The organism is Halomonas zincidurans B6 (assembly GCF_000731955.1).
GTDB classification, from domain to species: domain Bacteria; phylum Pseudomonadota; class Gammaproteobacteria; order Pseudomonadales; family Halomonadaceae; genus Modicisalibacter; species Modicisalibacter zincidurans.
On record NZ_JNCK01000001.1, the window covers coordinates 1,087,169 to 1,114,145 of the forward strand.

The window sequence follows — 26,977 nt, forward strand, 5'->3', positions numbered from 1 at the left end:
TAACTGCTCTTTAACAATGTGAATCAAGCTGACAAATTTGAGATACGACTCAAGCGTATCCGGCAATTGTCGTGTGAAATCGCACCAGACCCCTTGGGGTTATAGGGTCAAGCGATTAAGCGCATACGGTGGATGCCTAGGCAGCCAGAGGCGATGAAAGACGTGGAAGCCTGCGATAAGGCTCGGTGAGGTGGCAAACGACCTGTGACCCGGGCATGTCTGAATGGGGAAACCCACCCAGCACAAGCTGGGTATCCCACCCTGAATCCATAGGGGTGGGAGGCGAACCGGGGGAACTGAAACATCTAAGTACCCCGAGGAAAAGAAATCAACCGAGATTCCCCCAGTAGCGGCGAGCGACCGGGGAGCAGCCCTTAAGCGTCATGATTGATAGGCGAACGCGTTGGGAAGCGCGGCCATAGCGGGTGATAGCCCCGTAGCCGAAATCCGAGTGACGTGAAATCGAGTAAGTCGGGGCACGAGAAACCTTGACTGAAGACGGGGGGACCATCCTCCAAGGCTAAATACTCCTGGCTGACCGATAGTGAACCAGTACCGTGAGGGAAAGGCGAAAAGAACCCCGGCGAGGGGAGTGAAATAGATCCTGAAACCGTATGCGTACAAGCAGTGGGAGCCCCATCACTAAGCTTCTTCGTGATGTGGACCTGTCATGGCGTCCGCTTGGCGGTTAACGTTGCCTGCAACGTTCAACCGCACCAATCGAGCAGAGGTGGCTTAGTGATGGGGTGACCGCGTACCTTTTGTATAATGGGTCAGCGACTTATATTCAGTGGCGAGCTTAACCGCGTAGGGGAGGCGTAGGGAAACCGAGTCTTAACAGGGCGATGAGTCGCTGGATATAGACCCGAAACCGGGCGATCTATCCATGGCCAGGGTGAAGGTTGAGTAACATCAACTGGAGGCCCGAACCCAAGTATGTTGAAAAATGCTGGGATGAGCTGTGGATCGGAGTGAAAGGCTAATCAAGCTCGGAGATAGCTGGTTCTCCTCGAAAGCTATTTAGGTAGCGCCTCACGTATCACCGCCGGGGGTAGAGCACTGTTTCGGCTAGGGGCCCATCCCGGGTTACCAAACCGAGGCAAACTCCGAATACCGGTGAGTGCAGCGTGGGAGACACACAGCGGGTGCTAACGTCCGTTGTGAAAAGGGAAACAACCCAGACCGTCAGCTAAGGTCCCGAAATCCTGGTTAAGTGGGAAACGAGGTGGGAAGGCTTAGACAGCTAGGAGGTTGGCTTAGAAGCAGCCATCCTTTAAAGAAAGCGTAATAGCTCACTAGTCGAGTCGGCCTGCGCGGAAGATGTAACGGGGCTAAACCAGGTACCGAAGCTACGGGTATGCCTGCATCACTTAAGGCTATTCGCTTACGCGAGTGAAACGAGCGAACGCGTCCCACGAACGGTGAGTGGGTGTGCGCGCGGACATTGGCGTAACGAGTGGGTTTAAGGATGCAGGCATGCGGTAGAGGAGCGTCGTGTACGCCGATGAAGGTTCGTTGAGAAGCGAGCTGGAGGTATCACGAGTGCGAATGCTGACATGAGTAACGACAAGGGATGTGAAAACCATCCCCGCCGGAAGACCCAGGGTTTCTGTTCGACGTCAATCGGAGCAGAGTGAGTCGGCCCCTAAGGCGAGGCCGAAAGGCGTAGTCGATGGGAAACGGGTTAATATTCCCGTACCTCACGTGATTGCGATGGGGGGACGAAGAAGGCTAGGTGAGCCGGGCGTTGGTTGCCCCGGTGAAAGTGTGTAGGCAAGTGACTCAGGTAAATCCGGGTCGCTCTTTCAAAGAGACTGCCGAGACACGAGACGAACAGGCCACGGCCTGGAAGTCATTGATGCCACGCTTCCAAGAAAAGCCTCTAAGCTTCAGATCACGTGAGACCGTACCCCAAACCGACACAGGTGGTCAGGGTGAGAATCCTAAGGCGCTTGAGAGAACTCGGGTGAAGGAACTAGGCAAAATGGTGCCGTAACTTCGGGAGAAGGCACGCCGGCGTTAGGTGAACACCCTTGCGGTGGGAGCCGAAGCCGGTCGAAGAGTCCAGGTGGCTGCAACTGTTTATTAAAAACACAGCACTCTGCTAACGCGTAAGCGGACGTATAGGGTGTGACGCCTGCCCGGTGCCGGAAGGTTAAGTGATGGTGTTAGCGCTTGCGCGAAGCTCTTGATCGAAGCCCCGGTAAACGGCGGCCGTAACTATAACGGTCCTAAGGTAGCGAAATTCCTTGTCGGGTAAGTTCCGACCTGCACGAATGGCGTAATGATGGCCACGCTGTCTCCACCCGAGACTCAGTGAAATTGAAATCGCCGTGAAGATGCGGTGTACCCGCGGCTAGACGGAAAGACCCCGTGAACCTTTACTATAGCTTCACACGGGACGCTGATGTTGCTTGTGTAGGATAGCTGGGAGGCTAGGAAACCCGGACGCCAGTTCGGGTGGAGCCACCCTTGAAATACCAGCCTGGCATCATTGGCGTTCTAACTTGGCACCGTGATCCGGTGTGAGGACAGTGTGTGGTGGGTAGTTTGACTGGGGCGGTCTCCTCCCAAAGCGTAACGGAGGAGCACGAAGGTACCCTCAGCACGGTTGGAAATCGTGCAGTGAGTGCAAGAGCATAAGGGTGCTTAACTGCGAGACAGACACGTCGAGCAGATACGAAAGTAGGTTCTAGTGATCCGGTGGTTCTGCATGGAAGGGCCATCGCTCAACGGATAAAAGGTACTCCGGGGATAACAGGCTGATACCGCCCAAGAGTTCACATCGACGGCGGTGTTTGGCACCTCGATGTCGGCTCATCACATCCTGGGGCTGAAGTCGGTCCCAAGGGTATGGCTGTTCGCCATTTAAAGTGGTACGCGAGCTGGGTTTAGAACGTCGTGAGACAGTTCGGTCCCTATCTGCCGTGGGCGTCGGAAGTTTGAGAAGGGCTGCTCCTAGTACGAGAGGACCGGAGTGGACGCACCGCTGGTGTTCCGGTTGTCATGCCAATGGCATTGCCGGGTAGCTATGTGCGGACGGGATAACCGCTGAAAGCATCTAAGCGGGAAGCCCCCTTCAAGATGAGACTTCCCTGGGGCCTTGCGCCCCCTGAAGGACCCTCGAAGACGACGAGGTTGATAGGCGCGGTGTGGACGTGCGGCAACGCATTGAGCTAACGCGTACTAATGGTCCGTGAGGCTTGACCCTATAACACCCAAGGGGCCTGATGGCCCATGGGCGAGAACGCACGACGGATACGCGAGTCGCCTCGAAAAACTGTCAGCTTGATTTGCCTTGTTCAAGACCAGGTAGCGGGGCGTTGCCACGGCAGCGTGCCCCCAGTTACGCCTGACGACCATAGCGAGCGGGTCCCACCTGACCCCATGCCGAACTCAGCCGTGAAACCGCTCAGCGCCGATGGTAGTGTGGGGCTTCCCCATGCGAGAGTAGGTCATCGTCAGGCATCTTCATGAAAAGCCCCCGGGACACCCCGGGGGCTTTTTTTTGTGGGTGCGCGAGAAAGCTGGGGCGCGATAGCGGTGGGTCGTGTCCTTCCCGCCCGTGAATGTTTTCTCGCTCACGTCAGGATTTGAGCCATCACAAAAAAACGCCGAGGCTGAGCGCTGGTTACCGGATTTTCCCGCCATCCAAGACGCAAGGCGGCAAAATCGGGATAATGGTTGACTCCCCGCCTATAGCGCGCCGAAAGTCACCAACCCGGCTCAGTTCATGGAAATCAAGGTCAACTATCTCGACAACCTGCGTCAGGAAGCGCTGTTCGACGACTTCACCGTCATCACCGACCAGCCGATTCGCTACAAGGGCGATGGCTCCGCGCCGGGGCCGTTCGATTACTTCCTGGCCTCGTCGGCTCTGTGTGCCGCCTACTTCGTGCGGGTGTACTGCAACGCGCGGGACATCCCTACCGAGAACATCCGGCTGTCGCAGAACAACATCGTCGACCCGGAGAACCGCTACAACCAGATCTTCAGGATCCAGGTGGAGCTGCCGGAGGATATGTCCGAGAAGGATCGCGCCGGCATCCTGCACTCCATCGAGCGCTGCTCGGTCAAACGGGTGATTCAGAACAATCCCGAGTTCCAGATCGAGACGGTGGAGAACATCGACGAGGACGCCCAGGCGCTGCTGATGGGCACTAATGCCAAAAACGGTGTCGAAGGGGGAAATACCTGGATTGAGGGTAAGGATCTGCCGCTGGAGCAGACCATCGCCAACATGACAGGCATTCTCGAAAAGCTCGGCATGAAGATCGAGATCGCCTCGTGGCGCAACATCGTGCCGCACGTGTGGTCGCTGCACATTCGCGATGCCGCTTCGCCGATGTGCTTCACCAACGGCAAGGGCGCTACCAAGGAAGCCGCGCTTTGCTCGGCGCTGGGCGAGTTCATCGAGCGCTTGAGCTGCAACTTCTTCTACAACGATCAATTCTTCGGCGAGGAGATCGCCGCGAGCGCGTTCGTCCACTACCCGAACGAGGAGTGGTTCCAGCCTGGGCCGAATGATGAGCTGCCGGAAGGCATTCTGGATGACCACTGCCGTGCGATCTATGACCCGGACGGCGAACTGCGCGGCTCGCACCTGATCGACACCAACTCCGGCAAGGTGGAGCGCGGCATCGTTGCCTTGCCCTTCGTGCGCCAGTCGGACGGCGAGACGGTCTATTTCCCCTCGAACCTGATCGAGAACCTGTATCTGAGCAACGGCATGAGTGCCGGCAATACGGTGGCCGAGGCGCAGGTGCAGTGCCTGTCGGAGATATTCGAGCGGGCGGTGAAGAGACAGATCATCGAGCAAGAGATCGTGCTGCCCGACGTGCCCCAGGCAGTGCTGGCAAAATACCCCGAAATCGTTGAAGGCATCGAGGCACTGGAAGCGCAGGGCTTCCCGGTACTGGTCAAGGACGCTTCGCTTGGTGGGCAGTTCCCGGTGGCCTGCGTCACGCTGATGAATCCGAAAACCGGTGGCGTGTTCGCCTCGTTCGGCGCGCACGCGAGCATGCAGGTGGCGATCGAACGCAGCCTCACCGAGCTGCTGCAGGGGCGCAGCTTCGAGGGCCTGAGCGACCTGCCACCGCCCACCTTCAACTCCCAGGCGGTGGCCGAGCCCAACAACTTCGTCGAGCACTTCATCGACTCGTCCGGGGTGATCTCCTGGCGCTTCTTCAGCGCCCGCGCCGACGTTGAGTTCTGCGAGTGGGACTTCGCGGGCTCCACCGACGAGGAAGCGGATCGGCTGTTCGACATCCTCGAGGAGGAAGGCCTGGAAGCTTACGTGGCCATCCATGAAGACCTGGGCGCGCCGGTATGCCGCATTCTGGTGCCCGGCTATTCCGAGGTCTACCCCGTGGAGGATCTGGTCTGGGACAACACCAACATGGCGCTGGCCTTCCGCGAGGACATTCTCAACCTGCACTCCCTGGACGATGCGCAGCTGGCCGATCTCCTTGAACGCCTGGAGGAGAGCGAGCTCGACGAGCAGATGAAGATCGTCACGCTAATCGGCATCGAGTTCGACGACAACACCGTCTGGTCCGAGTTGACCATCCAGGAACTGAAGCTGTTGATCCACCTGGCGCTCGGGAATCACGAAGACGCACTGGACCAGGTCGAGATGTTCCTGCAGTTCAACGACAACACCGTTGTGCGGGGGTTGTTCTATCAGGCGGTTCTCGTGGTGCTGGAAGTTACGCTGGACGACGAACTGGAACTGGACGACTACCTTTACAACTTCAGGCGCATGTTCGGCGCCGAGACCCTGGATGCCGCGGTCGGCTCGGTAACCGGCGAGGTGCGCTTTCATGGCCTGACACCTACCAGCATGAAGCTGGAAGGCATCGACCGACACCAGCGGCTGATCGAAAGCTACAAGAAGCTGCACGCGGCGCGTGCAGCCAAGGCCGCCGTATAGCCGGAGCGGGAGCCGCGATGCGCAGCTTCATCTACGACACCCTCATCCTCAGGCTCACGCCCCGCTGGTACGCGGAAGTGCTGAAGCGCGTACCCGAGGGTGCCGCCGTGCTGGATGTGGGCATCGGCACGGCGGGTGCGCTGCTGGCCAATGCCGATCTGGTGAAGTGCAAGCGCCTGCGCATCACCGGCATCGACATCGATGAGCGCCACAATGCCCAAGGTGAACAATACGCTCCGCCCCCCATAGTAACCTCTTGATCGATGTGGGATGCCCACCGTCAGTATAAGTGGGTTGCCAAACGCTGATAGACAGCGACTACCCGGCATTTTCGCTGGTTAACCCTCGCTTTGATCCGATATAGGCCAGGCAATATCCGCCAGTGTGCGATTATCCTCATGCGACCCGGAGCCTATCCCATGTTCAGCAAGCACAAGCCCGCCAGTGTCCCTGCCGACCGTACGGTATCGTCGCCTGCACAGCCACAGCGATCCTCTAGTGCGGATGAGTCGCGTAGTAGCGGTATGCGACCCGCCATCATCGGCGCCCAGACCAGCATCGAGGGCAGTGTCGTCGGCGCCGAAGAACTCATCATCGATGGTCAGGTGACGGGCACGGTCGAGTACAAGTGCAACAGGGTCAGCATTGGTAACACCGGCCGCGTAAAGGGCGATATCTATGCGCAGACGCTGCATGTTGCCGGTAGCGTCAAAGGGCGTCTGATGTCTCGGAAAAGGTCACCGTACATCGCTCGGCGCATATCGTGGGTACGATCATCACGCCCTGCCTGGCGTTGGAGGATGGAGCAGCCTTCCAGGGCAACATTGACATGGATAGCGAGAACGAGGTATTGCGCTCGGCGTTTGATGAGGTAGATAGCGAAGTGGCTACCCGGACTGTGGATCGCGACGAGGTGCCTGGCAACGTTGAACAGGAGGAGGCGCCCACGGATGAAACAGAAGTGCGTCGCGAAGATAACGCCTGATTCATAGGGACTTCATCACGTAGCTTCATGGACGGCTATCCCCCTAAACGCATCATCTCTTCGTCTGCCTTGTTGCCGAGTTAATCGCCGCCGTTATTCTTTGCGTACGTATTGACGAACGTACTGAAAGGCGTACATTGATTGAAAGTTACCAAATCGGAGGTGCGTCATGACGGGCATTACGGCAACGGAGGCGCGTAGCAATCTTTATCGACTCATTGATGAAGCAGCCGAATCTCACCAGCCGCTGGTGATCATGGGCAAGCGGAACAAGGCTGTTCTGGTTTCCGAAGAAGACTGGCAGGCTATTCAGGAGACGCTGTTTCTGCTGTCCGTTCCCGGCATGCGCGAATCGATCCGTGAGGGTATGGAGACTCCCATCGGTGAGTGTGATGGAGAGTTGGACTGGTGACATGGAAAGTGGTTTACACCAAGCAGGCTCAAAAAGACGCCAAGAAACTGGCAGCTAGCGGCCTGAAGCCCAAGGCGCAAGAACTGCTTGCCTTGATTTCAGAGGATCCATTTAGAAAACCGCCCTCGTTCGAGAAGCTTGTTGGCGATCTCGCGGGGGCGTATTCACGCAGGATCAATATCCAGCATCGGCTCGTTTACCAAGTCCTCGACGACGAGGGGGTGGTTAAAGTCCTCCGGTTATGGAGCCATTACGAATAAGCGCCAGCCGTGCCGCCGCTACATCTTGCTGACGATCAGCGCGGCATTCACCCCGCCGAAGCCGAAGCCGTTGCACAGTACATGCCGGCCGTGATGCTCGCGTGCCGCGCCCGAGACGAAGTCCAGGTCGTGCAGATCCTCGTCGGCATTTTCCAGGTTCAGGGTCGGGGGCAGGCGGTCATGCATGACCGAAAGCGCCGAGAAGATGCTCTCCACGCCGCCGGCGGCACCGAGCATATGGCCGGTGGCCGACTTGGTCGCGGAAATCGGGATGCCGGAAAGGGCCTTGCCGAAGGCATTGCGCAGGGCCGCGATCTCGGCGCGGTCGCCGACCGGAGTCGAGGTGGCGTGGGCATTGATGTGATCGATGTCGGCGGGAGTGAGTCCGGCCATCTTCAGCGCCGCCCGAATGGCCGCCGCGGCCCCGGCGCCATCTTCCGGGCCGGCGGTGATATGGTGGGCGTCGGCGCTGGTGCCGTAGCCGCTGAGCATCGCCAGCGGCGTTGCCCCGCGTGCCTCGGCGTGGGCCAGGCTTTCGATCACCAACAGCCCCGCGCCTTCGCCCATCACGAAGCCGTTGCGTGCCCGGTCAAAGGGGCGCGACGCCCTGGCGGGATTGTCCTGCTCGGTGGAGAGCGCCTTCATGGCATGGAAGCTGGCCAGCGACAGCGGGTCGATGCAGGCTTCGGCGCCGCCCACCAGGGCCACGTCAGCCTCGCCGCTGCGGATCAGGCGCATGCCATCGCCGATGGCCTGCACGCCCGCCGCACAGGCGGTCACCGGGCAACCCAGCGGCCCGCGCAAGCCATGGCGAATCGACACATTGCCCGCCGCCAGGTTGGCCAGGAAAGCCGGCACGGTGAACGGCGAGAGCCGGCGGTGGCCGCGCGTCGACAGCGTGTTCTGCGCCTGGGTGATGGTGGGGAAGCCGCCGATGCCGGAGCCGACGATGGTGGCGGTGGCCAGCCGCTCCGCATCGCTGGCCGGGAACCAGTTGGCTTGGATCAGTGCCTCTTCGGCGGCAGCCATGGCATATATACTGAACAGCTCCAGCTTGCGGCGTTCCTTGGCATCGGCCACGCGATCCGGGTCGAGGCCGGCCTGTGGATCGTCGGCGATGGCGGGCACCGAGCCCGCAATCTTGATCGGCAGCTCGCCGGTATCGAACCGAGTGATCGGGGAGACACCGGAGCGGCCGGCCAGCAGGCGCTCCCAGCCTGCCTTGACGCCGCAACCAAGCGGGCTGACCATGCCCATGCCGGTGATGACGAGCGGTGATTGCATGCTGGTTTTCCTGAACAGCTTGAGTTTGCGCCACGCTAGCACCGGGCTTGATATGATCAAGGTAATATTCAGCGTGGGAGTGTGAAACGCCATGCCCTACTCGACCAACCACAAGGCCAAATCGCGGGAGCGCATCCTCACGTCCGCGATCGAGCTGTTCAGCCGCAAAGGCTTCGAGAAGGTCTCGATAGGCCAGATCATGAAGCTGGCCAAGATGACCCACGGGGCGTTCTATGCGCACTTCGCCTCGAAGGAAGCGCTCTATCACGCCTCGGTGCGGGAAACCCTGGAAAGCAGCCGTGCGGCGCGGCTGGTCAAGGGTCCGCTGTCGGTAAAGCACCTCACTGAGCTGGTCTCCAACTGCTGGAACCTCCAGGAACTGGAACGCAAGCACAAGCCGGGGCCGGAGACGGTGCTGTTCAACGAGATCGGCAACGAGAACGCCGAGATCCGCACGTTGTTCGAAGCATCCTACCTGCGCATGAAGAAGATGCTGGAAACCCGTCTCATCGCGCTTAGTCGGCTCAAGAAACTGCCTTTCGAACCCGATCGCGAGGTTATCGCCGACAAGTCCCGGGTCATTCTCGCTTCGCTGGTCGGCGCCGTGGCCATCGCCAAAAGCCTGCCTGGCGAGCAGGAACGCCAGCACATCCTCAACGCCGCTCAGCGCAACATCCTGCAGATGCTCGGCGTCAACGAAAGCGAGCTGGAAAGCATGCTGGGCGACGCTGGGCCGGAGCAGAGCCCCGCGTAATTCATCCCGACTGGCGGCTTCTGTAATGAACGGCATGCCACGTCGCCCGAGGCCAGCACCCGACACAAAGGCGGGTCGTTCAAGCCATTTTCTGCCTAAGTGACTGCCCTCATAGGCTATTCCTATCGTGGCTAAAGCTTCTCCCTGCTTGACGATTTAGCAGTTGAAATCTTCAATGAATAGACGTCGTTTTCATGGAATCCGTTTATCCTTTTTACGTTCTGAAAGGTGCGCGAGAAACCATAAGGCGATCCAGAATTGCTGGCTCAAATGCTCTGTGAGCCACAAGCTAGCCGAGGAGAAGACTGTGTCCGATAACAAGCCTACACGCCCGGAGTGGGCCGCACGCACCACCCCCCGATTGCAGGGCAACGAGCATTGGTGGCCCGACCAGCTCACCCTCCACATTTTGCATCAGAAGCATCCCGACGCCAGCCCGTTCGGCGCCGATTTCCGCTACGCCGAGGCGTTCTCGCAGCTCGATGTCGACGAGCTGAGCGCCGATGTCGACGCGCTGATGACCGACTCGCAGGAATGGTGGCCCGCCGACTGGGGCCACTACGGGCCGTTCTTCATTCGCATGTCATGGCACGCGGCGGGGACCTACCGAGCGGTCGACGGCCGCGGTGGCGGCGGCACCGGCGCGCAGCGCTTCGCGCCGCTCAACAGCTGGCCCGACAACGGCAATCTGGACAAGGCTCGCCGGCTGCTCTGGCCGATCAAGAAGAAGTACGGCGAGAAGATCTCCTGGGCCGACCTGCTGGTCTTCGCCGGCAATCGTGCGCTCGAGACGATGGGCTTTCGCACCTTCGGTTTCGGGTTCGGCCGCGCCGACATATGGGCGCCCGAGGACGACATCTATTGGGGCCCCGAGACCGAGTGGCTGGCCACCAACGACGAGCGCTACACCGGCTCGTGGGAGGACGGCAACCGGGTGCTCGACAACCCATTGGCCGCAGTGCAGATGGGGCTGATCTACGTCAACCCCGAAGGCCCCAACGGTGTTCCGGATGCGATGAAGTCCGCGCAGGACGTGCGTGAAACCTTCGCGCGCATGGGCATGAACGACCGCGAGACCGCCGCGCTGACCGTCGGCGGCCACACCTTCGGCAAGATGCACGGCAACGGGCCGGCGGATGCCGTCGGCGAGGCGCCCGAAGGCGCGAAAATCCATCAGCAGGGCATCGGCTGGGCCAACAAGCACGAGACCGGCCTCGGCGAGTACACGGTGACGTCCGGGCTCGAGGGCGCCTGGACCCCGACGCCGACCAAGTGGGACCACTCCTATCTCAACACCATCTTCGCCCATCAGTGGGAGGTCAAGAAGTCGCCGGCCGGCGCGAGCCAGTGGGAGCCGGTCGAGGTCAAGGAAGGCTTCTGGGTGCCCGACGCCCACGTCGAAGGCAAGAAGAATCCGCCGGTGATGAACACCGCCGACATGGCGATGATCACCGATCCGACCTATCTGGAGATCGTCAAAGAGTTCCACGAGAACCCGGACGTGCTTGCCGACGAGTTCGCTCGCGCGTGGTACAAGCTGTTGCATCGCGACATGGGGCCACGCGCGCGCTATCTCGGCCCGCAGGTGCCCGCCGAGGTTCTCATCTGGCAGGACCCGGTGCCCGAACACCAGGGGCCGCTGGTCAGTGACGCGCAGATCGCCACGCTCAGGCGGCAGATTGCCGACTCCGGCCTCACCGCCAAGCAACTGGTGGGCACCGCCTGGGCCTCGGCCTGCACCTACCGCCAGACCGACCACCGCGGCGGCGCCAACGGCGCGCGCATCCGCCTCGAGCCGCAGGCCGGCTGGGATGTCAACGTGCGCTCCGGCGTGCCCGAGGTGCTCGACCGCCTCGAGCAGCTCAGGAACGCCTCCGAGGCGAACATCTCGCTGGCCGACATGATCGTGCTGGGCGGCAGTGTCGGGGTCGAGATGGCGGCGAAGGCGGCCGGCCACGACATCACGGTACCGTTCACTCCGGGGCGTACCGACGCGACCCAGGAAATGACCGAGGTGGACACGCACGCCTTCCTAGAACCGAGGCACGATGCGTTCCGCAACTACATGCAACCCCAGGCGACCGCCATCCCCGCCGAGCACCTGATGGTCGACCGCGCCTTCATGCTCAACCTCAGCGTACCGCAGATGACTGCGCTGCTTGGCGGCATGCGCGTCATGGGCATCAATGTCGGTGACAGCAACGAGGGCATCCTCACCGACCGGCCAGGACAGCTGACCAACGACTTCTTCGTTAATCTCGTCGACATGGGTACCGTCTGGGAGCCGACCGACGAGAACGAAGAGTGTTTCGTCGGCAAGGACCGGGCAACGGGCGAGCAGAAGTGGACCGCCACCCGCGTCGATCTCGTCTACGGCTCCAACTCGCAGCTACGCGCCATTGCGGAGGAGTACGCCGCTGACGGTGGCGAAGAGCGAATGCTTGACCGCTTCGTCAAGGGCTGGGTCAAGGTGATGGAGAACGACCGCTTCGACCTGCACCGCTGAGTGTCAAGCCGCGGCGGGAGAGCGATTCCGCTGTTGAAATGCCCCTAAGGTTGGATATCCAGCCTTAGGGGTTTTTATTTCCACCTCATATTTTCGTTGGCGTTGCCCTCAGCGTAACGGTTGGTTACGGTTAGGAAAAAGCTACTAAAGATGGCTTACGCAACCAAGAAGTACGCAGGGACTGCCGCACTAGGGATGATGCGAATCATCATCAATTCTACCGGGTAGGGGCGGTAGCGTCTCGTGGATCAGGGCTTAACCGCTTAACCCAGTGGGCTGCGCACGCCGGCGAACCCCTTTCCTAGCACATGAGTATAGATTTGAGTCGTTTCGAGACTCTTGTGTCCCAACAGCTCCTGCACCGTCCGGATATCTGTGCCTTGACTCAGTAATTGGGTAGCGAAGCTGTGTCGCAGTGTGTGGCAAGAGCCTGGACGAGGCAGTCTTGCCGATTTCATCGCTTGCTTGACTGCTTTTTGCACTGCCGATGGGTGAATGTGGTGAAGCACGACTTTTCCGGCATCGTCACAGCAGGGGCGGCTGGCCGGGAACAGCCATTGCCAGGCCAGGGAAGTCCCTGCGTTTGGGTACTTGCGATCCAGTGCATCGGGCAAGGTTACCGGCACACTACCATGCTGCAGACGGCAGCTAAGTTGTTGCTCGGCAGTAGCGATCTGCTGTCGCAGGGTAAGGATACAGGTGGCAGGAAGCAGCGTAGTTCTGTCCTTGTTGCCCTTGCCGGCCCTCACTGTGATGACCTGGCGTTCGATGTCGATATCCCGAACGCGTAGGCGGCAGGTTTCGATGAGTCGCAATCCTGATCCGTACATCAAGGTTCCCATCAGGTGCATGTAACCCGATAGGAAGCCGATCACGCGCATCACTTCCTCATGGGATAAGGCCACGGGTAGCCGGCGCGGCCGCTTGGCGCGTGAGAATTCACCGATATCTCCTAAGGGCTGCTCAAGGATATGGCGATACAGGAACACGAGGGCGTTCAGGGCCTGGTTCTGCGTGGCCGCCGCCACATGCCGCTCCACTGCCAGGTGTTCCAGGAAAGCATGCACCTCGGAAGCTCCCATGCTGGCAGGATGTTGGGTCCCGTGGAAACGGATGAAGTAGCGTATCCAGTAGCAATAGGTCTTCTCGGTACGTGGGCTGTAGCGTTTCACCCTCATGGTGGCCTTCACCCGGTCCATTAGCTTTGGAGGCTTGCGGTGCGCATCCATACGGCTATCCTCTAGTTGTTATGTATATACATACAGTATTATTGGTGCTGGCAGGACGTGCAAGCGCGCTACCCCCGCATAGGTAGCCGAATTATAATTAGTTTTCTTTAAAATCATTGAATTAGACGGTAAATGGTAAGCTATATTTAGTGGACCAACGTTCCGGCAGGTTGGTCCAATCATAAAACGCGCCGTCTAATACCTGTTAGCTGAAAAATATATCGAGGTAATAAATGACACACCATGAAATGCATAGATCTCATAGAGTAGGCTGGTTGCGAGCGGCAGTTTTAGGGGCCAATGATGGTATCGTATCTACAGCTAGCCTTATTATTGGTGTGGCGGCAGCAAGCTCATCACAGGAAAGCATTCTTTTAGCTGGTATTGCTGGCCTAGTTGCAGGTGCGATGTCAATGGCAGCAGGTGAGTACGTATCTGTAAGCTCTCAGTCAGATACAGAAAGTGCTGACCTTGCACTAGAAAAAAAATCATTAGCCAATAATTTTGAGTTTGAAAAAGATGAACTCGCAAAAATATACGAAAATAGAGGGCTCGAACCTGTATTAGCAGAAAAAGTAGCTGAACAGTTAATGGCGCATGATGCTTTAGGGGCGCATGCCAGAGATGAAATAGGTATATCAGAAACAGTTAGCGCTCAGCCAGTTCAAGCTGCTTTTTATTCGGCTGGTACATTTACAGTAGGAGCTGCGCTTCCACTATTAGTGGCTTGGGTTATTCCTGGAAACTTATTAATAACAGCTGTTTCTGTGTTATCTCTAGTATTTTTAGCAGTTCTTGGCGGACTTGCAGCTCGTGCTGGTGGAGCATCAATTGCTGTTGGTGCCTTTAGAGTAACTTTTTGGGGAGCTCTTGCCATGGGTTTAACTGCAGTAGTAGGTAGTGTCTTTGGCGTCGTTGCTTAATAAGTAATTAGCCAATGGCGCTATATCATCTAAATTCAGCTAACAAACAGCTCCACCGGACTCTGTAATGTTTGCACCTTTCCTGCAAAAACACGCAGCAAAGTCGCCAACATCACATCGCGCGGTGAGCTGGGCGTTATACAGACTAAGGAGAGTCAGGTTTGGAGTTAACCAAGGTAGTCCCATGGGGCCGGTCTTTTGAAGAATATCAGGGGATGTTTGGATTATCCGAGGGTGACCTGAGCAAGCGTATCCTTGGTTGTGGTGATGGCCCGGCGAGCTTCAATGTAGAGGCAACAGACCGTGGGTGCCAGGTCACGTCTTGTGATCCGGTATACCAGTTCCAGGCTGACGAAATACGACACCGGATTGACGACGTGTACCCGGAAATAATGGCTAAAATGCACCAGGGCGCAGACAACTTCATCTGGGAGTCACTGAGTAGCGTCGAGCAGCTTGGCGAAGTCCGGATGAAGGCCATGTCGAGGTTCCTGTCCGACTTTGATGCGGGTTGCCGGCAAGGGCGGTATGTATCAGCATCGTTGCCTTCGCTGCCGTTTCCTGACTCCGAATTCGATTTAGCACTCTGCTCCCACTATCTTTTTCTCTACAGTGACCATGTAGATGGGGCGGCTCACTTGGAATCAATGCGGGAGCTATGCAGAGTTGCGTCTGAGGTTCGCGTCTTTCCTGTTGTATCGCTGGATGGAAATATCTCGAAGCATTTGGATCAGGTCATGACGGCATTATCCGCAAATGGTATTGATGTCTCGTTGCAGCCTGTTAGCTACCGGTTTCAAAAAGGTGCTACCGAAATGTTGGTGGCAAAGTCTGTATAACCATGCCAGGCACGGCGACGCCTTTTTCGTTGCGGCTTCGCCTCCACTACAAAGGCGCGCATGCTGGCTAGCGTTATGCCCTGGGGTGCTATGAGTAATTATTACGTCTACGTGTACATTGACCCTCGAAATTTCGAGGAGTTTTACTATGGAAAAGGTAAAGGATCGAGAAAACACGCTCACCTGAATGATGACTCAGATAGTGAAAAATCCAGACGGATAAAAGCCATCAAGAAAGAAGGGTTAGAGCCAATCATCAGGGTGATCGCTCGTAATCTTTCGGGACACGATGCATTGCTCGTTGAGAAGACGCTGCTATGGAAGCTAGGCAAGCAGTTGACGAATATTTCATCGGGCCACTACGCAGACAATTTTCGCCCACACGACTCCCTGCACAAGTATCTTTCGGGTTTCGATTTTCAAAATGGACTGTATTACTACAACGTTGGGGAAGGTCCGCACCGCAACTGGGATGACTATGTTTCCCATGGGTTTATCTCCGCAGGGCAGGCGCCAAGGTTCCGGGATGCCATGCTAGGTTTGCAGGCAGGGGATTTCGTTGCAGCATATCTTAAGCGCCACGGTTTTGTTGGGGTTGGCCAAATTACTCAAAGCGCGAGGCCGGTTCGTGACGTTCTGGTCGGTGGCATCCCGCTTTTGCAGAAAGAACTGGTATGTCCAAATATTTCGGAAAACTCGAACGATCTCGATAAGTCGGAGTATGTGGCTCTCGTCGATTGGATCAGCACTGTTCCGCGAAATGAGGCAAAATGGAAACCAAAGAATGGATTGTTTACCTCGCAGCTCGTTCGAGCCTCGCTGGACGGTCAGCCAGAAACTGTGAAGTACTTGGAACAGGAGTTTGCCGTTGATTTCGCGGAACTTTTGGCATAACAATCGGCTGCACAGCGACCGATTTTCCGCCGCTTCGCGGCTCCAAACCGGCGCGTGAGCCGGGCGTTAGCCTTCATGGGAGAAGCATGAACGAATTTGAAACCATCTACGAGAAGTGGCATGAATATGCCAAGGGTCGAGACGTTCCGTCTCTCATCAATTTGTACGCCGAGGATGCCATCTTTGAAAGCCCGCTTGTGCCTGCCATCCTGGATCAAGACTCGGGCGTTCTTCGGGGGCGGTCGGAGATTGTCCGCTTCTTGGAGGAAGGCACTAAACGAAGGCCCAACGACTTGGTCCGTTGGTATCGAACAGGCAAATACTTCATAAATGGCGACACTCTAATTTGGGAATACCCGAGGGGAACGCCTGAAGGTGATCAAACCGACATTCTTGAGGTCATGCAAATTTCTGGCTACAAGATTACAAATCACAGAATCTACTGGGGCTGGTTCGGTTGCAAGCAACTCATCGCATCTACTCTAAAGAAGTCCCGAGTTGGAGGCTAACAATTCATTCCAGCCGACCGTCAACCCGCTGCGCGGGTTGTCGTCGGCTGAATTCCGGCGTTAGCTCCTGAGCACATAAAGCACACAATGTGCTACACTCCGACTTATGAAACCAATCACTTGGAACCCAGAGAAGAACAGGCTTCTCCAAGAGGAACGGAATATCTCTTTCGAGGATGTAGTTTTGCATATCTCGGTAGGGGGTATCCTGGATACGTTCGAGCATCCGAATCAGGAACGGTATCCGGGCCAGCAAATCCATGTGATTGAGATAGAGGGGTATGCCTATTTGGTACCCTTCGTGGAGTCGGAGGATGAGGTTTTTCTGAAAACGATCATTCCGAGCCGGAAAGCGACCAAAACCTATTTGGGAGGTCCAAAATGAGCAGGCTGGATAAAGAAGAGCAGGAAATTCTGGACGCATTTGATGCAGGAGAACTGCAGCGAGCGTCAGACATTGAAGATAGGAAAGCGCGGCATCAACAGTACGCCGAGGCGATGTTCAAGAAAGATGCACGCATCAACATCAGGCTTTCTTCCAAGGATCTCCGGGGGCTCCAGAAGAGAGCTCTTGCCGAAGGTATTCCTTACCAAACACTGGTTGCCAGCATTCTTCACAAGTATGTGGAAGGTCGATTGCATGAGGATCGGTAGCTAACCAGGCCATGCACCGGATGCCAAACCCTCCGCTTCGCTGCGGTTTTGTCACCGGTGATGGCAGGCGTTAGGCGTTCGCTTATACCTTGTCGAAGATTCTCGATAGAGCGCCATAAATGGAGAAAACTGACATGCGTAACGTAGTGTTGATCATGACGGCGTGAATCGATGGCTACGTCGTGGCCCCGAACGGACATGCAGGTGGGATACCGGAACCCGTTGAACTGAAGCGTTGGAAGCTGAGTCGAATTCGTCGCGCCAGTACACATATCATGGGTCGTGTGACCTATCAAGAAATGGAAAGGTTCTGGCCTGCCTCGACCGACGACTACGCTGCACCGATGAACGACATTCCAAAGGTTGTATTTTCGAAAACTCTCAACAAGGCCACTTGGCCTGAGTCCTCCATAGCGCGCGGGGATCTGGACGAGGAAATTCGGGCACTCAAGAGTCGGCCGGGTGGCGAAATCATTGCTTGGGGAGGTGCCGGATTCGCTCAGGCCCTCTCCAGAGCCGGACTGATCGACAGTTATGCGATCGTGGTTCAGCCCGTCGTGTACGGCGGCGGCAAGCCGATTTTCCAAAACCTACATGAAACACTCCATTTGCACCTCGTCGCGTCGACAACGTTCTCGTCAGGAACACAACGTAATCAATATGAGCCGCAGAGGCAGGGTATTGGTGCCGCTTAACGGAAGAGTGGGCCATCATGGGGCCGGATTGGGTTTGCTTCGACTGGTCGCGCCCGAATCGTTTTGCGGCAGTTCCCATGCGCTCGGATCTTCCGCCCAACAAATCGCTGCACCTGACCGCTATTCCGCTACTGGAACCTGTCAACCTGATTCGGACAGATCGTTAAAAATTAGTGTCGATTTCGTCGCGCTGCCGCTTGCCGCCGCCAGTGTCGGGAAGTTCACCACGCTGTAGGGGGCCGGGTCGTCGTCATCGGGCTGTACCGGATTGATCGAGACACTGGCCGGTGGCATCGCCACCTTGGGGCGTCCGCGTAGGAATCGCTCGGGGTGCGCCTCGAAGCTGTCATCGAGCGCTCGCTGACGGACCTCCGCAATCTCGCGATATCGGCCGGTGAAGACCTGCTCCGGGGTGAAGCCAGCCCGCCCGCTGTGAGGGTGCTGCAGGTTGTACCAGTCGACGTAAGCGCGGTACCACTGCCGGGCATGGACGATGCTTTCGAAGCGCCCGGGATAGTCGGGCTGGTACTTGCTGGTCTTGAACTGGCTTTCGCTGAACGGGTTGTCATTACTCACCCGCGGGCGGCTATGGCTACACGTCACCCCCAGCTCTCCCATGAGGTCCAGGTAGCTGCGGGCGATCATCGGCGAGCCTCGATCCTGGTGGAGCGTCAGCGCTCCCTGCGGGATTCCGTAGCGATCCACGGCCTCCTGGAAGAGCTGCTGAGCCAAGGCGGCATTCTCCTTGTGGGAGACCATCCAGGCCACGATGAAGCGGCTTTACAGGTCCAGCACCACGTAGAGAGTGAGATAGACGCCGCGGCGCCGCGTGGGCAATTTGCTGATGTCCCACGTCCACGCCTCATTGGCGGCCCTTGCCGTGATCCGTGGTATGGCATGGTGCTGAGGCGCACGTTGAGGGCGGCGATCACCGCTTTCCTTGGCCTCACGCAGCTGCCGGTACCAGGTGCTGAGCGAGCCGAGATAGATCCCTTGCTGCAGCAGGTCGTGGTAGATCTCATACACCGGCTGATCCCGGTAGGGCTCGCTGTGCGCGATCTCAAGCAGCTGCGCGCGCTCCTCGGCCGATAGCGCTCTGGGTTGCGGACAGTGCCGGCGCGACGTAGAGGCCCCGGTAGACGGCGCATGGCGGCGTTTTCGCCAGGCGTACACTGTGCTGCGGTTGATGCCCAAGGCTCGACAGGCCATGGCCAGCGGGAGCTGCGCCGGGCGCTCGTCGAGCACCGTGATCATGGTTCGCTCCCAGTGTTCATGCGATCGAGCATCGATAACGCTTTTTTTGGAGCGACAGGCAATCTTCGGCGGTCGAGAGCCTCTGCTGAAGACGGGCGTTCTCACGCTCCAGTGCCTCGATGCGCTTCTGCTCCGGGGTCTTGCTCGGGGTCGGCCCCGGGGCGGTCTTGTGGAGCTTCTCCACGCCGTTCTCGGCAAGCTCTTGGCGCCAGGTGGTCAGCTGGCTGCTGTACAGCTTTTCGCGGCGCAACAGCTCGCCGAGTTCGCCATGCCGGCAGGCATCGGCTTCAGCCAGGATGCGCAGCTTGTACTCGGTCGAGAACTGACGACGTGTGCGCTTCTCGAGCTTGGGATTCGGCGTGACCTGATGGTCGGGCAGCTCGGTTGGCGGTTTAGGCATGATACGGGCTCCTGAACCTCGGGCTCTGATAGTGAGCTTGACTCACTGAGCCGGTGTATGGATTCAGGTTGACACACAGGGATCTGGGGTCCCGGCGATCCTTTCAGCCGCGAGATCCCGGACGCGATCGGTTCGGGCCGCTTCGCATTCGTCAACCAGGGCGATTATCCCTTCTCCACGTGCCATGTCGACAACGTGGTGGAAGCGATACGCTTGACGCTGGACCACGGAACCGGTGGGTGGGCCTACTTTGTCAACGACCTCGAAACGACAACCTTTCGCGACTTCATCGCAAAGCTGGCGGCGTTGCAGGGCTTATCCATCGACAAGGTGCGCTCCATATCCTACCGCCTTGCGTTCACCCTCGGCCGGCTCATGGAAATAGGTGCTGCCTTGGTTCGATCCGATGATGATCCGCCGCTAACGCGCTCTATGATCCGAATGATTGGCCGCGAGATGACGACCAGCGATGCGGCCGCGCGCCGCGATCTGGGCTATGTCGACAAGGTTTCGCGTGCCGACGGATTGGCGACGTACCGCGTTTGAATCAAAAGAAGGTGCTTGAGAGCCATGCAACATAACTTAGGCGTTATGCTCTCTCTCAGCCTGCTCTGTCGGATAATAACGCTTGACGTCAATAACGCTCTGCGTTACCATTTCCCTATGATCATATCGTTCAAGTGTAAGGATACAGAGAAGCTGGCAAGCGGACGCCGAGTCAGACGCTTCGTCAACTTTGAGCGAGTTGCCCTGAGGAAAATTCGGCAACTCCAGGCTGCAAGCCAGTTGGATGATCTTAGAGTACCGCCCGGGAATATGTTGGAGCCATTGCCTGGTGATCGCCAGGGTCAACACAGCATCCGAATCAACAGGCAGTTCCGGGTTTGCTTCCGATGGACCAAGGCTGGTGCGGAAGACGTCGAAATTGTTGATTACCATTAGGAGGTAACTCATGCGCAACATTGAAGCTGTAACGCCAGGCGAGTTACTAAAAGAAGAATTCCTGGAGCCGATGGGGATTTCTCAATACCGCTTGGCCAAAGAGATTGGGGTGCCTGCTCAGAGGATCGGCCAGATTATTGCCGGAAAGCGTTCGATAACCGCCGACACGGACCTGCGACTTTGTCGCTTCTTTGGTTTGTTCAATGGCTACTGGTTGCGAGCTCAGACAGCCTACGACACTGAGATTGCGGAAGATGCCCTTGAAGAACAGTTGAAGAATATTCGTCCCTGGAGTGCTGTATCGGAAATCGGGCACAGGGCATAACCAACGGCTGCACAGTGCCTCCAATGACGCCCTGACCTGGTTGGCCCCGCATCCCAAGCGCGGCCAGGAGGCGATGGATGCCATCGGCGTATTGCCCTTCGTGTGTGGCGTGCTGGTGCATGATCATTGGAAGCCCTACTACCGCTACTCGGATTGCCGGCATGTCCTGTGCAATGCCCATCATCTGCGGGAATTGACGGCGGTCTGGGAAAACGACCACCAGCGCTGGGCCAAGTCGCTCCATGACCTGCTGTTGGCCATGAGCCGAGCGGTGGATGCCGCCGGCGACTGCCTCTGCGCCGATGAGGCCCAGCGCTGGCGAGCGCGTTACCGACGCTGCCTGGCGGCGGGCGACGCCGAGTGCCCGCCACCGGCAAAGCCACCGCCCGGGACGCGCGGGCGTGCCAAACGCACAAAAGCGCGCAACCTGCTGGAACGTCTCCAGGCGTACGAGGACGACGTGCTGCGTTTTCTCGAGGATCCCGCCGCGCCTTTCACCAACAACCAGGGGGAGCGCGACCTGCGGATGACCAAGGTGCAGCAGAAGATCTCGGGCTGTTTTCGCGCCTGGGAGGGCGCCGAGATCTTCTGCCGGATGCGCAGCTTCCTCTCCACCGCGGTCAAGCAAGGCATGGCGGCGCATACGGCGCTGGAGCAACTGTTTGCCGGCGAGGTGCCCACCTTCATGCGACAGGACGACCAGGATCAGGCGGCATGAGCTGAATAGTTACCCATTTTCTTAAAAGTGCTGTCCTCAAGAAATCAGCGCTCGCCGATCAGTGAGGTGAGAAAGCGCTGGCGGCGTTCGGCGTCGTTCAGCGGCTGGGCGAGCAGGTGAACGAGCTTGGTGATTGCCGCTTCGGGCGTCATGGCATCGGCGGGCAGCACGCCGGCGTCGATCAGGCCCTGTCCGGCAGCGTAGGTGTTCATCGAAACCGGCCCGTGCGGGCACTGGCTGATCGCGGCGATCAGCTTGCCTGCGCCGCTGGCCTGAGCGAGCAGCCCGGTCAGCGCCGGATCGGCGGGAATGTTGCCGCTGCCCCAGACTTCCAGCAACGCGCCCCGAACATGATCGTCGAGCAGCCAGCTTTTAAGCAGGCGCGCCGATAGCCCAGGCCAGAGCGCGATACGTACCACGGGCGACTCTTCAAAGGATGAATAATCGGCGAGTTCGAAGCGCGGCAGGCCACGCTGCTGGGCATCCAGGCCTCGGGAGGGGTAGAGCACCGGCTGATTGTCGACGAGTTCGCCGAGGAGTGGATAATTGGGGCTGGCAAAGCCATCGAAGGCATGAGTGTGCCATTTGCGGGTGTGCGCGCCGCGCAGCAATTTGCCGGCGAAGCACACGGCGACTTCCTGAAGGTTCCGGCAGGCGGCGAAGCGCAGCGCGGCTTCGATGTTGCCCGGCGCATCGCTGTCCTCGGCTTCCAGGGGGCGCTGGGCACCGGTGACCACCACCGCACGGTCGATGCCCTGCAACTGATAGGCCAGGCTCGAGGCCGTCCAGGCCAATGTGTCGGTGCCATGCAGCACGACGAAACCGCTGTAGCGTGGCGAACCCGCATCCGTAGCCGAATAGGCGCCGGCGATATCCTGCGCCAGGCGCTGCCAGTCGGCAGGCGTGGCGGCGCTCGAGTCGATCGGCGCGGCGTACTGCACCACCTCGAAGGCGGGCAGCGATGCCTGGCGGGCCGGCGGCAACGCTTCAAGGGCCGTGCGCAGGCGGCTTTCGATGTCATGGCCCGGGACGAGGCCGCGCGGGCCTTCCTGCATGCCCAGGGTGCCGCCGGTATAGATGACGAGGATGGAAGAAGAATGCATGTCAGCGTTTCAGGTCGCGGTAAAAGTTCTCGTGACTGCCGAGCGTCAGCACGCAGAAGCTGCATTAATCGGGCTGCCCGAATATGTATTCGGTTAGTTCGTTATCCTTAGCTTCCAGCTCGGCCAGTAGTGTTTCGTTGATGAAGGTAAAGGAGAGTTGGGGGGGTTCCTCGGCGATCCGGTCAATGCGAGTCCAATAATCGACCTGCTTAGGTGTGAACATAGCCATCTCTCCTTTTCAATGGGGTCCATTGTGGCGCAAAAGGCGGTGCTAAAGCACTGATAGCGCCATCAGCGCCCGCTCATCGCCTGCGGCAGATTAGGTGACGATGGCCGGAAAGAGCGTGATCAGCGCGACGCCGAGCGCCATCAGGAAGAAGAACGGCAGCGCGGCGCGGGCGATGCTGAGGATGTTCTTGCCGGTCATGCCCTGCAGAACGAACAGGTTGAAGCCCACCGGCGGGGTGATCTGCGACATCTCGACGACGATCACCAGGTAGATGCCGAACCAGCTCAGTTCGATGCCGGCGGCCTCGACCTTCGGCAGCAGAATCGAGGTGGTCAGCACCACCACCGAGATACCATCGAGAAAGCAGCCGAGCACGATGAAGAACAGCGTGAGTGCCAACAGCAGCATGTAGGGCGAGAGATTCTGCGCGGCGATCCAGGAGGCCAGATCGCCGGGCAGACCGGTAAAGCCCATCGCCGCGGTGAGAAACGACGCCCCGGCAAGAATGAAGGCGATCATCGTGGCGGTGCGTACCGCGCCCAGAGTGGCCGCCACGAAGGTCGCCCAGGGCATCTGGCCCTGTACTCGGGCCAATGCCAGCGAGAGCATGACGCCTACCGCCGCGGCCTCGGTGGGTGAGGCAAGGCCGGCGTAGATCGAGCCGATGACGCCGACGATCAGCACCAGCATGGGAATCAGACTCCGCGAGCGACGGAATTTTTCGCCCAGCGTGGTAGACGCTTCGGCCGCCGGGACGCGCTCGGGAAAGCGCCACGCCCAGAGCATCAGGTAGCCGGCGACCCGCCTGTTGGCTAATTCTGCGGCCAGGCAACGCACTGCCGATCGGCAGTCGTGTTTTGCCGGTCGGTTGTCGATACTATGAAGATGCCATGCGCCAGGGAGGTTTGCCATGCCCGCGCTGTTAGTCAATGCCGATATGGGCGAAAGCTACGGTGCCTGGACGCTGGGTGCCGACGATCGGGTCATGCCGCATGTCGATCTGGCCAACGTCGCCTGCGGCTTTCACGCCTCGGACCCCGACGTGATGCGACGCACGGTCAGGCTGGCGGTGGCCAATCGGGTCGCCGTGGGTGCGCATCCGGCCTATCCGGATCTGCAGGGTTTCGGCCGCCGTTCGCTGGCCTGCTCGTCGGCGGAGATCGAGAACCTGATGCTTTACCAGCTGGGCGCGCTGGCGGCGATGTGCCGCGCCGAGGGCACGCGTTTGCGTTACGTCAAACCCCACGGCGCGCTGTATAACGACATGATGCGCGACGAGGCGCGATTGACAGCGGTGCTGCGCGGGGTGGCGGCCTTCGATCCGGACCTGCCGGTGATGGTGATGGCGACTCGCGATCCCGGCCCGGCCAAGGCGCTGGCCGAGCCGTTGGGCGTTACGCTGTGGTTCGAGGCATTCGCCGATCGTGCCTACGACGGCCAGGGGCGGCTGGTGTCGCGCCGCGAGCCGGGCGCGGTCCATCACGATCCCGAAGCGATCGTCGACCAGGCGCTGCGCATCGCACACGGCCAGCCACTCGTCGCCAGTGACGGTAGCGAGCTGGTGCTCGAGGCGCAGACGCTGTGCGTCCACGGCGACAACCCCGAGTCGATTGCCGCCGTGCGGGCGATTCGCGAGGCGCTCGGCGAACGCGAGCCGTTGGAATGAGCGAGGCGATAATGACAAAGCTGCCGCGGCTGGAGTCGGCCGGGCTGGATGGCTGGCTGGTGCGCCTGTTCGAGTCCATCGACGAAGCCAACATGTCCTGGATCACGGCGTTGATGGCTGCCTGCGAAAAGTCTTTCGGCGCGGCGCTGATCGACCTGGTGCCGTCCTATACCAGCGTGCTGGTGCACTACGATGTGATGCGCCTGGAGGCGGGCGAGGCGCGCGAGCGCTTGATCCGCATCCTCGCCGAGCTGGCGCCCGACGCGAACGATGCAGGCGGTGAGGTCAAGGAGCTGCCGGTGTGGTACGACGAGTCGGTGGGCCCCGAACTTGTCCGGCTGCAGGAATCGAGCGGGTTGAGTCGCGAGGCGGTTATCGCCGCGCATGGCGAGCCCGAGTACCGGGTCTTTGCGCTGGGTTTCGCGCCCGGCTTCGCGTTCATGGGCCGGCTTGCCGACGAGCTGGTGCTGCCGCGGCTGGAAACCCCGCGCCAACAGGTGCCCGCCGGCAGCGTGGGCGTCGCCAATCGCCAGACCTCGGCCTATCCGCGGGTCTCGCCGGGCGGCTGGAATCTGATCGGGCGCACCGCGGCGCGTTTGTTCGACCGTCAGCGCGAAGGCTTCAGCCTGTTGCGGGTCGGCGATCGGGTACGCTTCGTCGCCGTCGACCGCGACGAATTCGAACGCCTGGGCGGCGACGTCTCGCCGCTCGAGACAAGGAATGCGAAGCGCTGATGAGCGAAATGACGGCACTGCGTGTCGAGCGCGCCGGCCCTTTGGCGCTGCTCCAGGATGCCGGGCGCTTCGGCGTGCGGCGGCTGGGCGTGACTCAGGGCGGGCCGCTCGATTTGCACGGCTGGGCCTGGGCCAACGCCCTGCTGGGCAATTCCTGGGGCGCACCGGCGCTGGAGATCGCGCTGGGCGGTGGGCTGACCCTGATCGCCGAGAGCGACAGCACGCTGGCGCTGGCCGGCGGCGATCTTTCGGCAACGCTCGATGGCGAGCCGCTATTGCCGTGGCAGAGCTTCTCGATTCGAGCCGGCCAACGTTTGACGTTTGCCGCGCCGAAGACGGGGGTGCGCGCCTACCTGGCCGCGCCGGGCGGCTTTCAGGCCGAGCCGGTGCTGGGCAGCGTGGCGAGCGTGGTGCGCGAGGAGCTTGGCGGATTCGACGGCTACGGGCGCACGCTCAGGGCGGGCGACAGGCTGGAGTTCCGCCCCGCCGCACGCGCCTTGAGGGAGGTGCCCCAGGATCGACGTGTCGATTACACTTCCGCGCCGCTGCTGGCGTTGATCCCCGGCGCGCAGATCGGCGATTTCGGCGGGGTGAGCCTGTATCGCGCCTTCAACCAGGACTGGCGGGTCGATGAGCGCGCCGATCGCATGGGTATACGGCTCACCGGCACGCCATTGGCCTGTGCGGTGGACAGCATGATTTCGGAGGGGATCGCGCTGGGCGCGGTGCAGGTGCCGCCCGACGGCCAGCCGATCGTGCTGCTCAATGACCGCCAGACCATCGGCGGTTACCCGCGGCTGGGGGCGTTGACGCCGCTGGCCTGCTCGCGACTGGCGCAGTGCGCGCCGGGGCAGTCGGTCCGCTTCGTCGCGCAATCCCTGTACCGGGCGCAGAGGGAGCACCGCCGCTTCATGGCCGGCTTTGCAAGCGACGCGCCGTTCAGCCGCGACGGGTGATCAATCGCCCCTGGTCGTCGATGGCCAGCTGGCGCTGACGCCCGGCGAGCAGCGAACACAGCGCCGCCGCGCCGATGAAGCCCATCAACACCAGCGTCAGCCGATTCATGCTGTCGCTGAACTCGATCAGACTGCCGACCAGCAGCGGTGCCAGCGACGACAAGGCCGGGCGTAGAGTGAGCGCGACCAGGATCATCAGCCCGAGAAAGGGCAGTAGCCCTCGCCAGGCAGCGTCATGGGTCCTGGCTGGCCCTTAGCGTGAGCGGTGGCCACGCCGGTTGGACGCCGTTTTATCGTCTAGTCGTGCAGGCTCGCGCGATTCGAGCGAGAAAAACGGCGCGGTCGATTGCGCCGTCATCGTCTTGGCGCGTATCTCGCTGACGTCTTCGCTGCTGACCAGGCACGGGTGGCCGTCGACCTGGCTGGGCAGGGCGACCAAACGGCCGTCGTACAGCCAGCAGCGCTGTGGCGTCCAGGCGATCTGCCAGTGGCGACCGCGCCAGTTGGCGTCACGATCACTGTAGAGCTGGAAGTCGTCCTGCGGGATCAGCGCCGCGAACTGCCCGGCATTGAGCAGGGCGCCATGTTCCTTCATGCGTACGGCACCTTGAAAGCTGCCGTCGCGTAGCCGTTTCATCAGCTGTGAGGTGCTGCCTCGGGCCTCGACGGCGGCTTCGCCACATACATGCAGCAATCCTTCGTCGAGCTGCTTGACGACCCAGATCGTTTGCCATGTCTTGCGTCGGCGTTTCAGCCAGTTGCCAAAACCCACGG

The 26,977-nt window shown here is 59.7% G+C and carries 28 protein-coding genes, 2 rRNA genes and 2 pseudogenes; 22 read left to right on the forward strand and 10 right to left on the reverse strand.

Going from position 1 to position 26,977, the window contains the following annotated elements; all coding sequences use genetic code 11:
- Nucleotides 1–105 precede the first annotated feature (105 nt).
- The 7 genes from HALZIN_RS0105140 to HALZIN_RS0105170 all read left to right on the forward strand — a co-directional run bounded on the left by HALZIN_RS0105140 (nt 106) and on the right by HALZIN_RS0105170 (nt 7,589).
- A 23S ribosomal RNA gene (locus tag HALZIN_RS0105140) occupies nt 106–3,211 on the forward strand.
- A 140-nt stretch (nt 3,212–3,351) separates the two neighbouring features.
- A 5S ribosomal RNA gene (gene rrf / locus HALZIN_RS0105145) occupies nt 3,352–3,467 on the forward strand.
- Between the two features lie 266 nt (nt 3,468–3,733).
- Entirely contained in the window at nt 3,734–5,932 is a 2,199-nt protein-coding gene (locus HALZIN_RS0105150; protein WP_031383171.1) for an OsmC domain/YcaO domain-containing protein, read from the forward strand.
- A 17-nt stretch (nt 5,933–5,949) separates the two neighbouring features.
- Complete coding sequence (locus tag HALZIN_RS0105155; protein ID WP_031383172.1) at nt 5,950–6,192, forward strand: hypothetical protein; 243 nt, start codon at nt 5,950–5,952, stop codon at nt 6,190–6,192.
- A gap of 264 nt (nt 6,193–6,456) precedes the next feature.
- Entirely contained in the window at nt 6,457–6,807 is a 351-nt protein-coding gene (locus tag HALZIN_RS18300; protein ID WP_231664706.1) for a bactofilin family protein, read from the forward strand.
- Nucleotides 6,808–7,086: 279 nt separating this feature from the next.
- The gene (locus HALZIN_RS0105165) at nt 7,087–7,329 is read left to right on the forward strand and encodes a type II toxin-antitoxin system Phd/YefM family antitoxin (RefSeq protein WP_031383173.1); all 243 of its coding nucleotides are present in this window, start codon (nt 7,087–7,089) and stop codon (nt 7,327–7,329) included.
- The gene (locus HALZIN_RS0105170; protein WP_031383174.1) at nt 7,326–7,589 is read left to right on the forward strand and encodes a Txe/YoeB family addiction module toxin; all 264 of its coding nucleotides are present in this window, start codon (nt 7,326–7,328) and stop codon (nt 7,587–7,589) included. Before HALZIN_RS0105165 ends, HALZIN_RS0105170 begins: the two co-directional genes overlap by 4 nt.
- Nucleotides 7,590–7,607: 18 nt before the next feature.
- Here the strand turns inward: HALZIN_RS0105170 and fabF are convergent, their stop codons facing one another.
- A complete protein-coding gene (gene fabF / locus HALZIN_RS0105175; protein WP_031383175.1) occupies nt 7,608–8,873 on the reverse strand; it encodes a beta-ketoacyl-ACP synthase II in 1,266 nt (421 codons plus the stop codon).
- A gap of 91 nt (nt 8,874–8,964) precedes the next feature.
- Here fabF and HALZIN_RS0105185 point away from each other — a divergent pair, with 91 nt between their 5' ends.
- Entirely contained in the window at nt 8,965–9,627 is a 663-nt protein-coding gene (locus tag HALZIN_RS0105185) for a TetR/AcrR family transcriptional regulator (RefSeq protein ID WP_031383176.1), read from the forward strand.
- Nucleotides 9,628–9,934: 307 nt separating this feature from the next.
- Nucleotides 9,935–12,133: a catalase/peroxidase HPI gene (katG, locus tag HALZIN_RS0105190; protein WP_031383177.1), complete on the forward strand. Its 2,199-nt coding sequence runs from the start codon at nt 9,935–9,937 to the stop codon at nt 12,131–12,133.
- 263 nt (nt 12,134–12,396) lie between these two features.
- Here katG and HALZIN_RS0105195 read toward each other — a convergent pair whose 3' ends face one another.
- Nucleotides 12,397–13,362, reverse strand: a complete 966-nt coding sequence (locus HALZIN_RS0105195) for an integron integrase (RefSeq protein ID WP_031383178.1) — start codon at nt 13,360–13,362, stop codon at nt 12,397–12,399.
- Nucleotides 13,363–13,595: 233 nt separating this feature from the next.
- On the opposite strand from HALZIN_RS0105195, the gene HALZIN_RS17390 reads away from it, so the two are divergent.
- The 6 genes from HALZIN_RS17390 to HALZIN_RS16730 all read left to right on the forward strand — a co-directional run bounded on the left by HALZIN_RS17390 (nt 13,596) and on the right by HALZIN_RS16730 (nt 17,876).
- Nucleotides 13,596–14,285, forward strand: coding sequence for a VIT1/CCC1 transporter family protein (locus HALZIN_RS17390; RefSeq protein WP_016898901.1), 690 nt, complete (start codon nt 13,596–13,598; stop codon nt 14,283–14,285).
- A gap of 161 nt (nt 14,286–14,446) precedes the next feature.
- Nucleotides 14,447–15,124 carry a class I SAM-dependent methyltransferase gene (locus tag HALZIN_RS0105200; RefSeq protein ID WP_031383179.1) on the forward strand — a complete coding sequence of 226 codons (678 nt, stop codon included), beginning with the start codon at nt 14,447–14,449 and terminating at the stop codon, nt 15,122–15,124.
- A gap of 90 nt (nt 15,125–15,214) precedes the next feature.
- Nucleotides 15,215–16,018, forward strand: coding sequence for a GIY-YIG nuclease family protein (locus tag HALZIN_RS0105205; protein WP_031383180.1), 804 nt, complete (start codon nt 15,215–15,217; stop codon nt 16,016–16,018).
- An 86-nt stretch (nt 16,019–16,104) separates the two neighbouring features.
- Nucleotides 16,105–16,527: a nuclear transport factor 2 family protein gene (locus tag HALZIN_RS0105210; protein WP_031383181.1), complete on the forward strand. Its 423-nt coding sequence runs from the start codon at nt 16,105–16,107 to the stop codon at nt 16,525–16,527.
- A gap of 381 nt (nt 16,528–16,908) precedes the next feature.
- Entirely contained in the window at nt 16,909–17,181 is a 273-nt protein-coding gene (locus HALZIN_RS0105220; RefSeq protein ID WP_031383183.1) for a CopG family antitoxin, read from the forward strand.
- A gap of 167 nt (nt 17,182–17,348) precedes the next feature.
- Nucleotides 17,349–17,876, forward strand: coding sequence for a dihydrofolate reductase family protein (locus HALZIN_RS16730; protein WP_328286638.1), 528 nt, complete (start codon nt 17,349–17,351; stop codon nt 17,874–17,876).
- Nucleotides 17,877–18,017: 141 nt separating this feature from the next.
- Here HALZIN_RS16730 and HALZIN_RS17820 read toward each other — a convergent pair whose 3' ends face one another.
- From HALZIN_RS17820 to HALZIN_RS16740, 3 genes are read right to left on the reverse strand one after another with little or no spacing between them, the layout of a single operon-like run.
- Nucleotides 18,018–18,644: an integrase core domain-containing protein gene (locus HALZIN_RS17820; protein ID WP_328286627.1), complete on the reverse strand. Its 627-nt coding sequence runs from the start codon at nt 18,642–18,644 to the stop codon at nt 18,018–18,020.
- A 12-nt stretch (nt 18,645–18,656) separates the two neighbouring features.
- Entirely contained in the window at nt 18,657–19,130 is a 474-nt protein-coding gene (locus HALZIN_RS17825; RefSeq protein WP_150113081.1) for a hypothetical protein, read from the reverse strand.
- A 16-nt stretch (nt 19,131–19,146) separates the two neighbouring features.
- Nucleotides 19,147–19,530, reverse strand: a complete 384-nt coding sequence (locus tag HALZIN_RS16740; protein WP_084173366.1) for a transposase — start codon at nt 19,528–19,530, stop codon at nt 19,147–19,149.
- A gap of 213 nt (nt 19,531–19,743) precedes the next feature.
- Here HALZIN_RS16740 and HALZIN_RS0105240 point away from each other — a divergent pair, with 213 nt between their 5' ends.
- The 4 genes and pseudogenes from HALZIN_RS0105240 to HALZIN_RS0105255 all read left to right on the forward strand — a co-directional run.
- A complete protein-coding gene (locus tag HALZIN_RS0105240; RefSeq protein ID WP_051907387.1) occupies nt 19,744–20,076 on the forward strand; it encodes a Rossmann-fold NAD(P)-binding domain-containing protein in 333 nt (110 codons plus the stop codon).
- Nucleotides 20,077–20,193: 117 nt separating this feature from the next.
- Nucleotides 20,194–20,472 carry a type II toxin-antitoxin system RelE/ParE family toxin gene (locus HALZIN_RS17395; RefSeq protein ID WP_084173670.1) on the forward strand — a complete coding sequence of 93 codons (279 nt, stop codon included), beginning with the start codon at nt 20,194–20,196 and terminating at the stop codon, nt 20,470–20,472.
- 10 nt (nt 20,473–20,482) lie between these two features.
- On the forward strand, nt 20,483–20,797 hold the full coding sequence (locus tag HALZIN_RS0105250; RefSeq protein WP_031383186.1) for a HigA family addiction module antitoxin: 315 nt from the start codon (nt 20,483–20,485) through the stop codon (nt 20,795–20,797).
- Nucleotides 20,790–21,515, forward strand: a pseudogene (locus tag HALZIN_RS0105255) (IS66 family transposase); the annotation flags it as partial. The gene HALZIN_RS0105250 and the pseudogene HALZIN_RS0105255, both read left to right, overlap by 8 nt.
- Nucleotides 21,516–21,559: 44 nt before the next feature.
- Here the strand turns inward: HALZIN_RS0105255 and HALZIN_RS0105260 are convergent.
- The 3 genes and pseudogenes from HALZIN_RS0105260 to HALZIN_RS0105270 form a co-directional block, all read right to left on the reverse strand.
- Nucleotides 21,560–22,618: an asparaginase gene (locus tag HALZIN_RS0105260; RefSeq protein WP_031383188.1), complete on the reverse strand. Its 1,059-nt coding sequence runs from the start codon at nt 22,616–22,618 to the stop codon at nt 21,560–21,562.
- A 64-nt stretch (nt 22,619–22,682) separates the two neighbouring features.
- Entirely contained in the window at nt 22,683–22,841 is a 159-nt protein-coding gene (locus tag HALZIN_RS17400; RefSeq protein WP_160171087.1) for a TA system antitoxin ParD family protein, read from the reverse strand.
- A gap of 68 nt (nt 22,842–22,909) precedes the next feature.
- Nucleotides 22,910–23,642 (reverse strand): annotated as a pseudogene (locus HALZIN_RS0105270) (TRAP transporter large permease subunit); the annotation flags it as partial.
- 115 nt (nt 23,643–23,757) lie between these two features.
- On the opposite strand from HALZIN_RS0105270, the gene HALZIN_RS0105275 reads away from it, so the two are divergent.
- From HALZIN_RS0105275 to HALZIN_RS0105285, 3 genes are read left to right on the forward strand one after another with little or no spacing between them, the layout of a single operon-like run.
- Nucleotides 23,758–24,513, forward strand: a complete 756-nt coding sequence (locus tag HALZIN_RS0105275; protein WP_031383190.1) for a 5-oxoprolinase subunit PxpA — start codon at nt 23,758–23,760, stop codon at nt 24,511–24,513.
- An 11-nt stretch (nt 24,514–24,524) separates the two neighbouring features.
- Nucleotides 24,525–25,247 carry a 5-oxoprolinase subunit PxpB gene (gene pxpB / locus HALZIN_RS0105280; RefSeq protein ID WP_031383191.1) on the forward strand — a complete coding sequence of 241 codons (723 nt, stop codon included), beginning with the start codon at nt 24,525–24,527 and terminating at the stop codon, nt 25,245–25,247.
- An 8-nt stretch (nt 25,248–25,255) separates the two neighbouring features.
- The gene (locus tag HALZIN_RS0105285) at nt 25,256–26,203 is read left to right on the forward strand and encodes a 5-oxoprolinase subunit C family protein (RefSeq protein WP_031383192.1); all 948 of its coding nucleotides are present in this window, start codon (nt 25,256–25,258) and stop codon (nt 26,201–26,203) included.
- On the opposite strand, the gene HALZIN_RS0105290 is transcribed toward HALZIN_RS0105285, so the two are convergent.
- Together HALZIN_RS0105290 and HALZIN_RS0105295 are read right to left on the reverse strand one after the other, a co-directional pair.
- Complete coding sequence (locus tag HALZIN_RS0105290; RefSeq protein ID WP_031383193.1) at nt 26,187–26,399, reverse strand: hypothetical protein; 213 nt, start codon at nt 26,397–26,399, stop codon at nt 26,187–26,189. The genes HALZIN_RS0105285 and HALZIN_RS0105290 overlap by 17 nt on opposite strands.
- Before the next feature lie 57 nt (nt 26,400–26,456).
- On the reverse strand, nt 26,457–26,975 hold the full coding sequence (locus HALZIN_RS0105295; RefSeq protein ID WP_031383194.1) for a hypothetical protein: 519 nt from the start codon (nt 26,973–26,975) through the stop codon (nt 26,457–26,459).
- Nucleotides 26,976–26,977: the final 2 nt, after the last annotated feature.

What these genes read in the sequence shown, in the direction of transcription:
- HALZIN_RS0105150 (WP_031383171.1), top strand. Translation starts at nt 3,734, where the DNA reads ATGGAAATCAAGGTCAACTATCTCGACAACCTGCGTCAGGAAGCGCTG.
- HALZIN_RS0105155 (WP_031383172.1), top strand. Translation starts at nt 5,950, where the DNA reads ATGCGCAGCTTCATCTACGACACCCTCATCCTCAGGCTCACGCCCCGC.
- HALZIN_RS18300 (WP_231664706.1), top strand. Translation starts at nt 6,457, where the DNA reads ATGCGACCCGCCATCATCGGCGCCCAGACCAGCATCGAGGGCAGTGTC.
- HALZIN_RS0105165 (WP_031383173.1), top strand. Translation starts at nt 7,087, where the DNA reads ATGACGGGCATTACGGCAACGGAGGCGCGTAGCAATCTTTATCGACTC.
- fabF (WP_031383175.1), bottom strand. Translation starts at nt 8,873, where the DNA reads ATGCAATCACCGCTCGTCATCACCGGCATGGGCATGGTCAGCCCGCTT.
- HALZIN_RS0105185 (WP_031383176.1), top strand. Translation starts at nt 8,965, where the DNA reads ATGCCCTACTCGACCAACCACAAGGCCAAATCGCGGGAGCGCATCCTC.
- HALZIN_RS0105195 (WP_031383178.1), bottom strand. Translation starts at nt 13,362, where the DNA reads ATGGATGCGCACCGCAAGCCTCCAAAGCTAATGGACCGGGTGAAGGCC.
- HALZIN_RS17390 (WP_016898901.1), top strand. Translation starts at nt 13,596, where the DNA reads ATGACACACCATGAAATGCATAGATCTCATAGAGTAGGCTGGTTGCGA.
- HALZIN_RS0105205 (WP_031383180.1), top strand. Translation starts at nt 15,215, where the DNA reads ATGAGTAATTATTACGTCTACGTGTACATTGACCCTCGAAATTTCGAG.
- HALZIN_RS0105210 (WP_031383181.1), top strand. Translation starts at nt 16,105, where the DNA reads ATGAACGAATTTGAAACCATCTACGAGAAGTGGCATGAATATGCCAAG.
- HALZIN_RS0105220 (WP_031383183.1), top strand. Translation starts at nt 16,909, where the DNA reads ATGAGCAGGCTGGATAAAGAAGAGCAGGAAATTCTGGACGCATTTGAT.
- HALZIN_RS17825 (WP_150113081.1), bottom strand. Translation starts at nt 19,130, where the DNA reads ATGATCACGGTGCTCGACGAGCGCCCGGCGCAGCTCCCGCTGGCCATG.
- HALZIN_RS16740 (WP_084173366.1), bottom strand. Translation starts at nt 19,530, where the DNA reads ATGCCTAAACCGCCAACCGAGCTGCCCGACCATCAGGTCACGCCGAAT.
- HALZIN_RS17395 (WP_084173670.1), top strand. Translation starts at nt 20,194, where the DNA reads ATGATCATATCGTTCAAGTGTAAGGATACAGAGAAGCTGGCAAGCGGA.
- HALZIN_RS0105250 (WP_031383186.1), top strand. Translation starts at nt 20,483, where the DNA reads ATGCGCAACATTGAAGCTGTAACGCCAGGCGAGTTACTAAAAGAAGAA.
- HALZIN_RS0105260 (WP_031383188.1), bottom strand. Translation starts at nt 22,618, where the DNA reads ATGCATTCTTCTTCCATCCTCGTCATCTATACCGGCGGCACCCTGGGC.
- HALZIN_RS17400 (WP_160171087.1), bottom strand. Translation starts at nt 22,841, where the DNA reads ATGTTCACACCTAAGCAGGTCGATTATTGGACTCGCATTGACCGGATC.
- HALZIN_RS0105275 (WP_031383190.1), top strand. Translation starts at nt 23,758, where the DNA reads ATGCCCGCGCTGTTAGTCAATGCCGATATGGGCGAAAGCTACGGTGCC.
- pxpB (WP_031383191.1), top strand. Translation starts at nt 24,525, where the DNA reads ATGACAAAGCTGCCGCGGCTGGAGTCGGCCGGGCTGGATGGCTGGCTG.
- HALZIN_RS0105285 (WP_031383192.1), top strand. Translation starts at nt 25,256, where the DNA reads ATGACGGCACTGCGTGTCGAGCGCGCCGGCCCTTTGGCGCTGCTCCAG.
- HALZIN_RS0105290 (WP_031383193.1), bottom strand. Translation starts at nt 26,399, where the DNA reads ATGATCCTGGTCGCGCTCACTCTACGCCCGGCCTTGTCGTCGCTGGCA.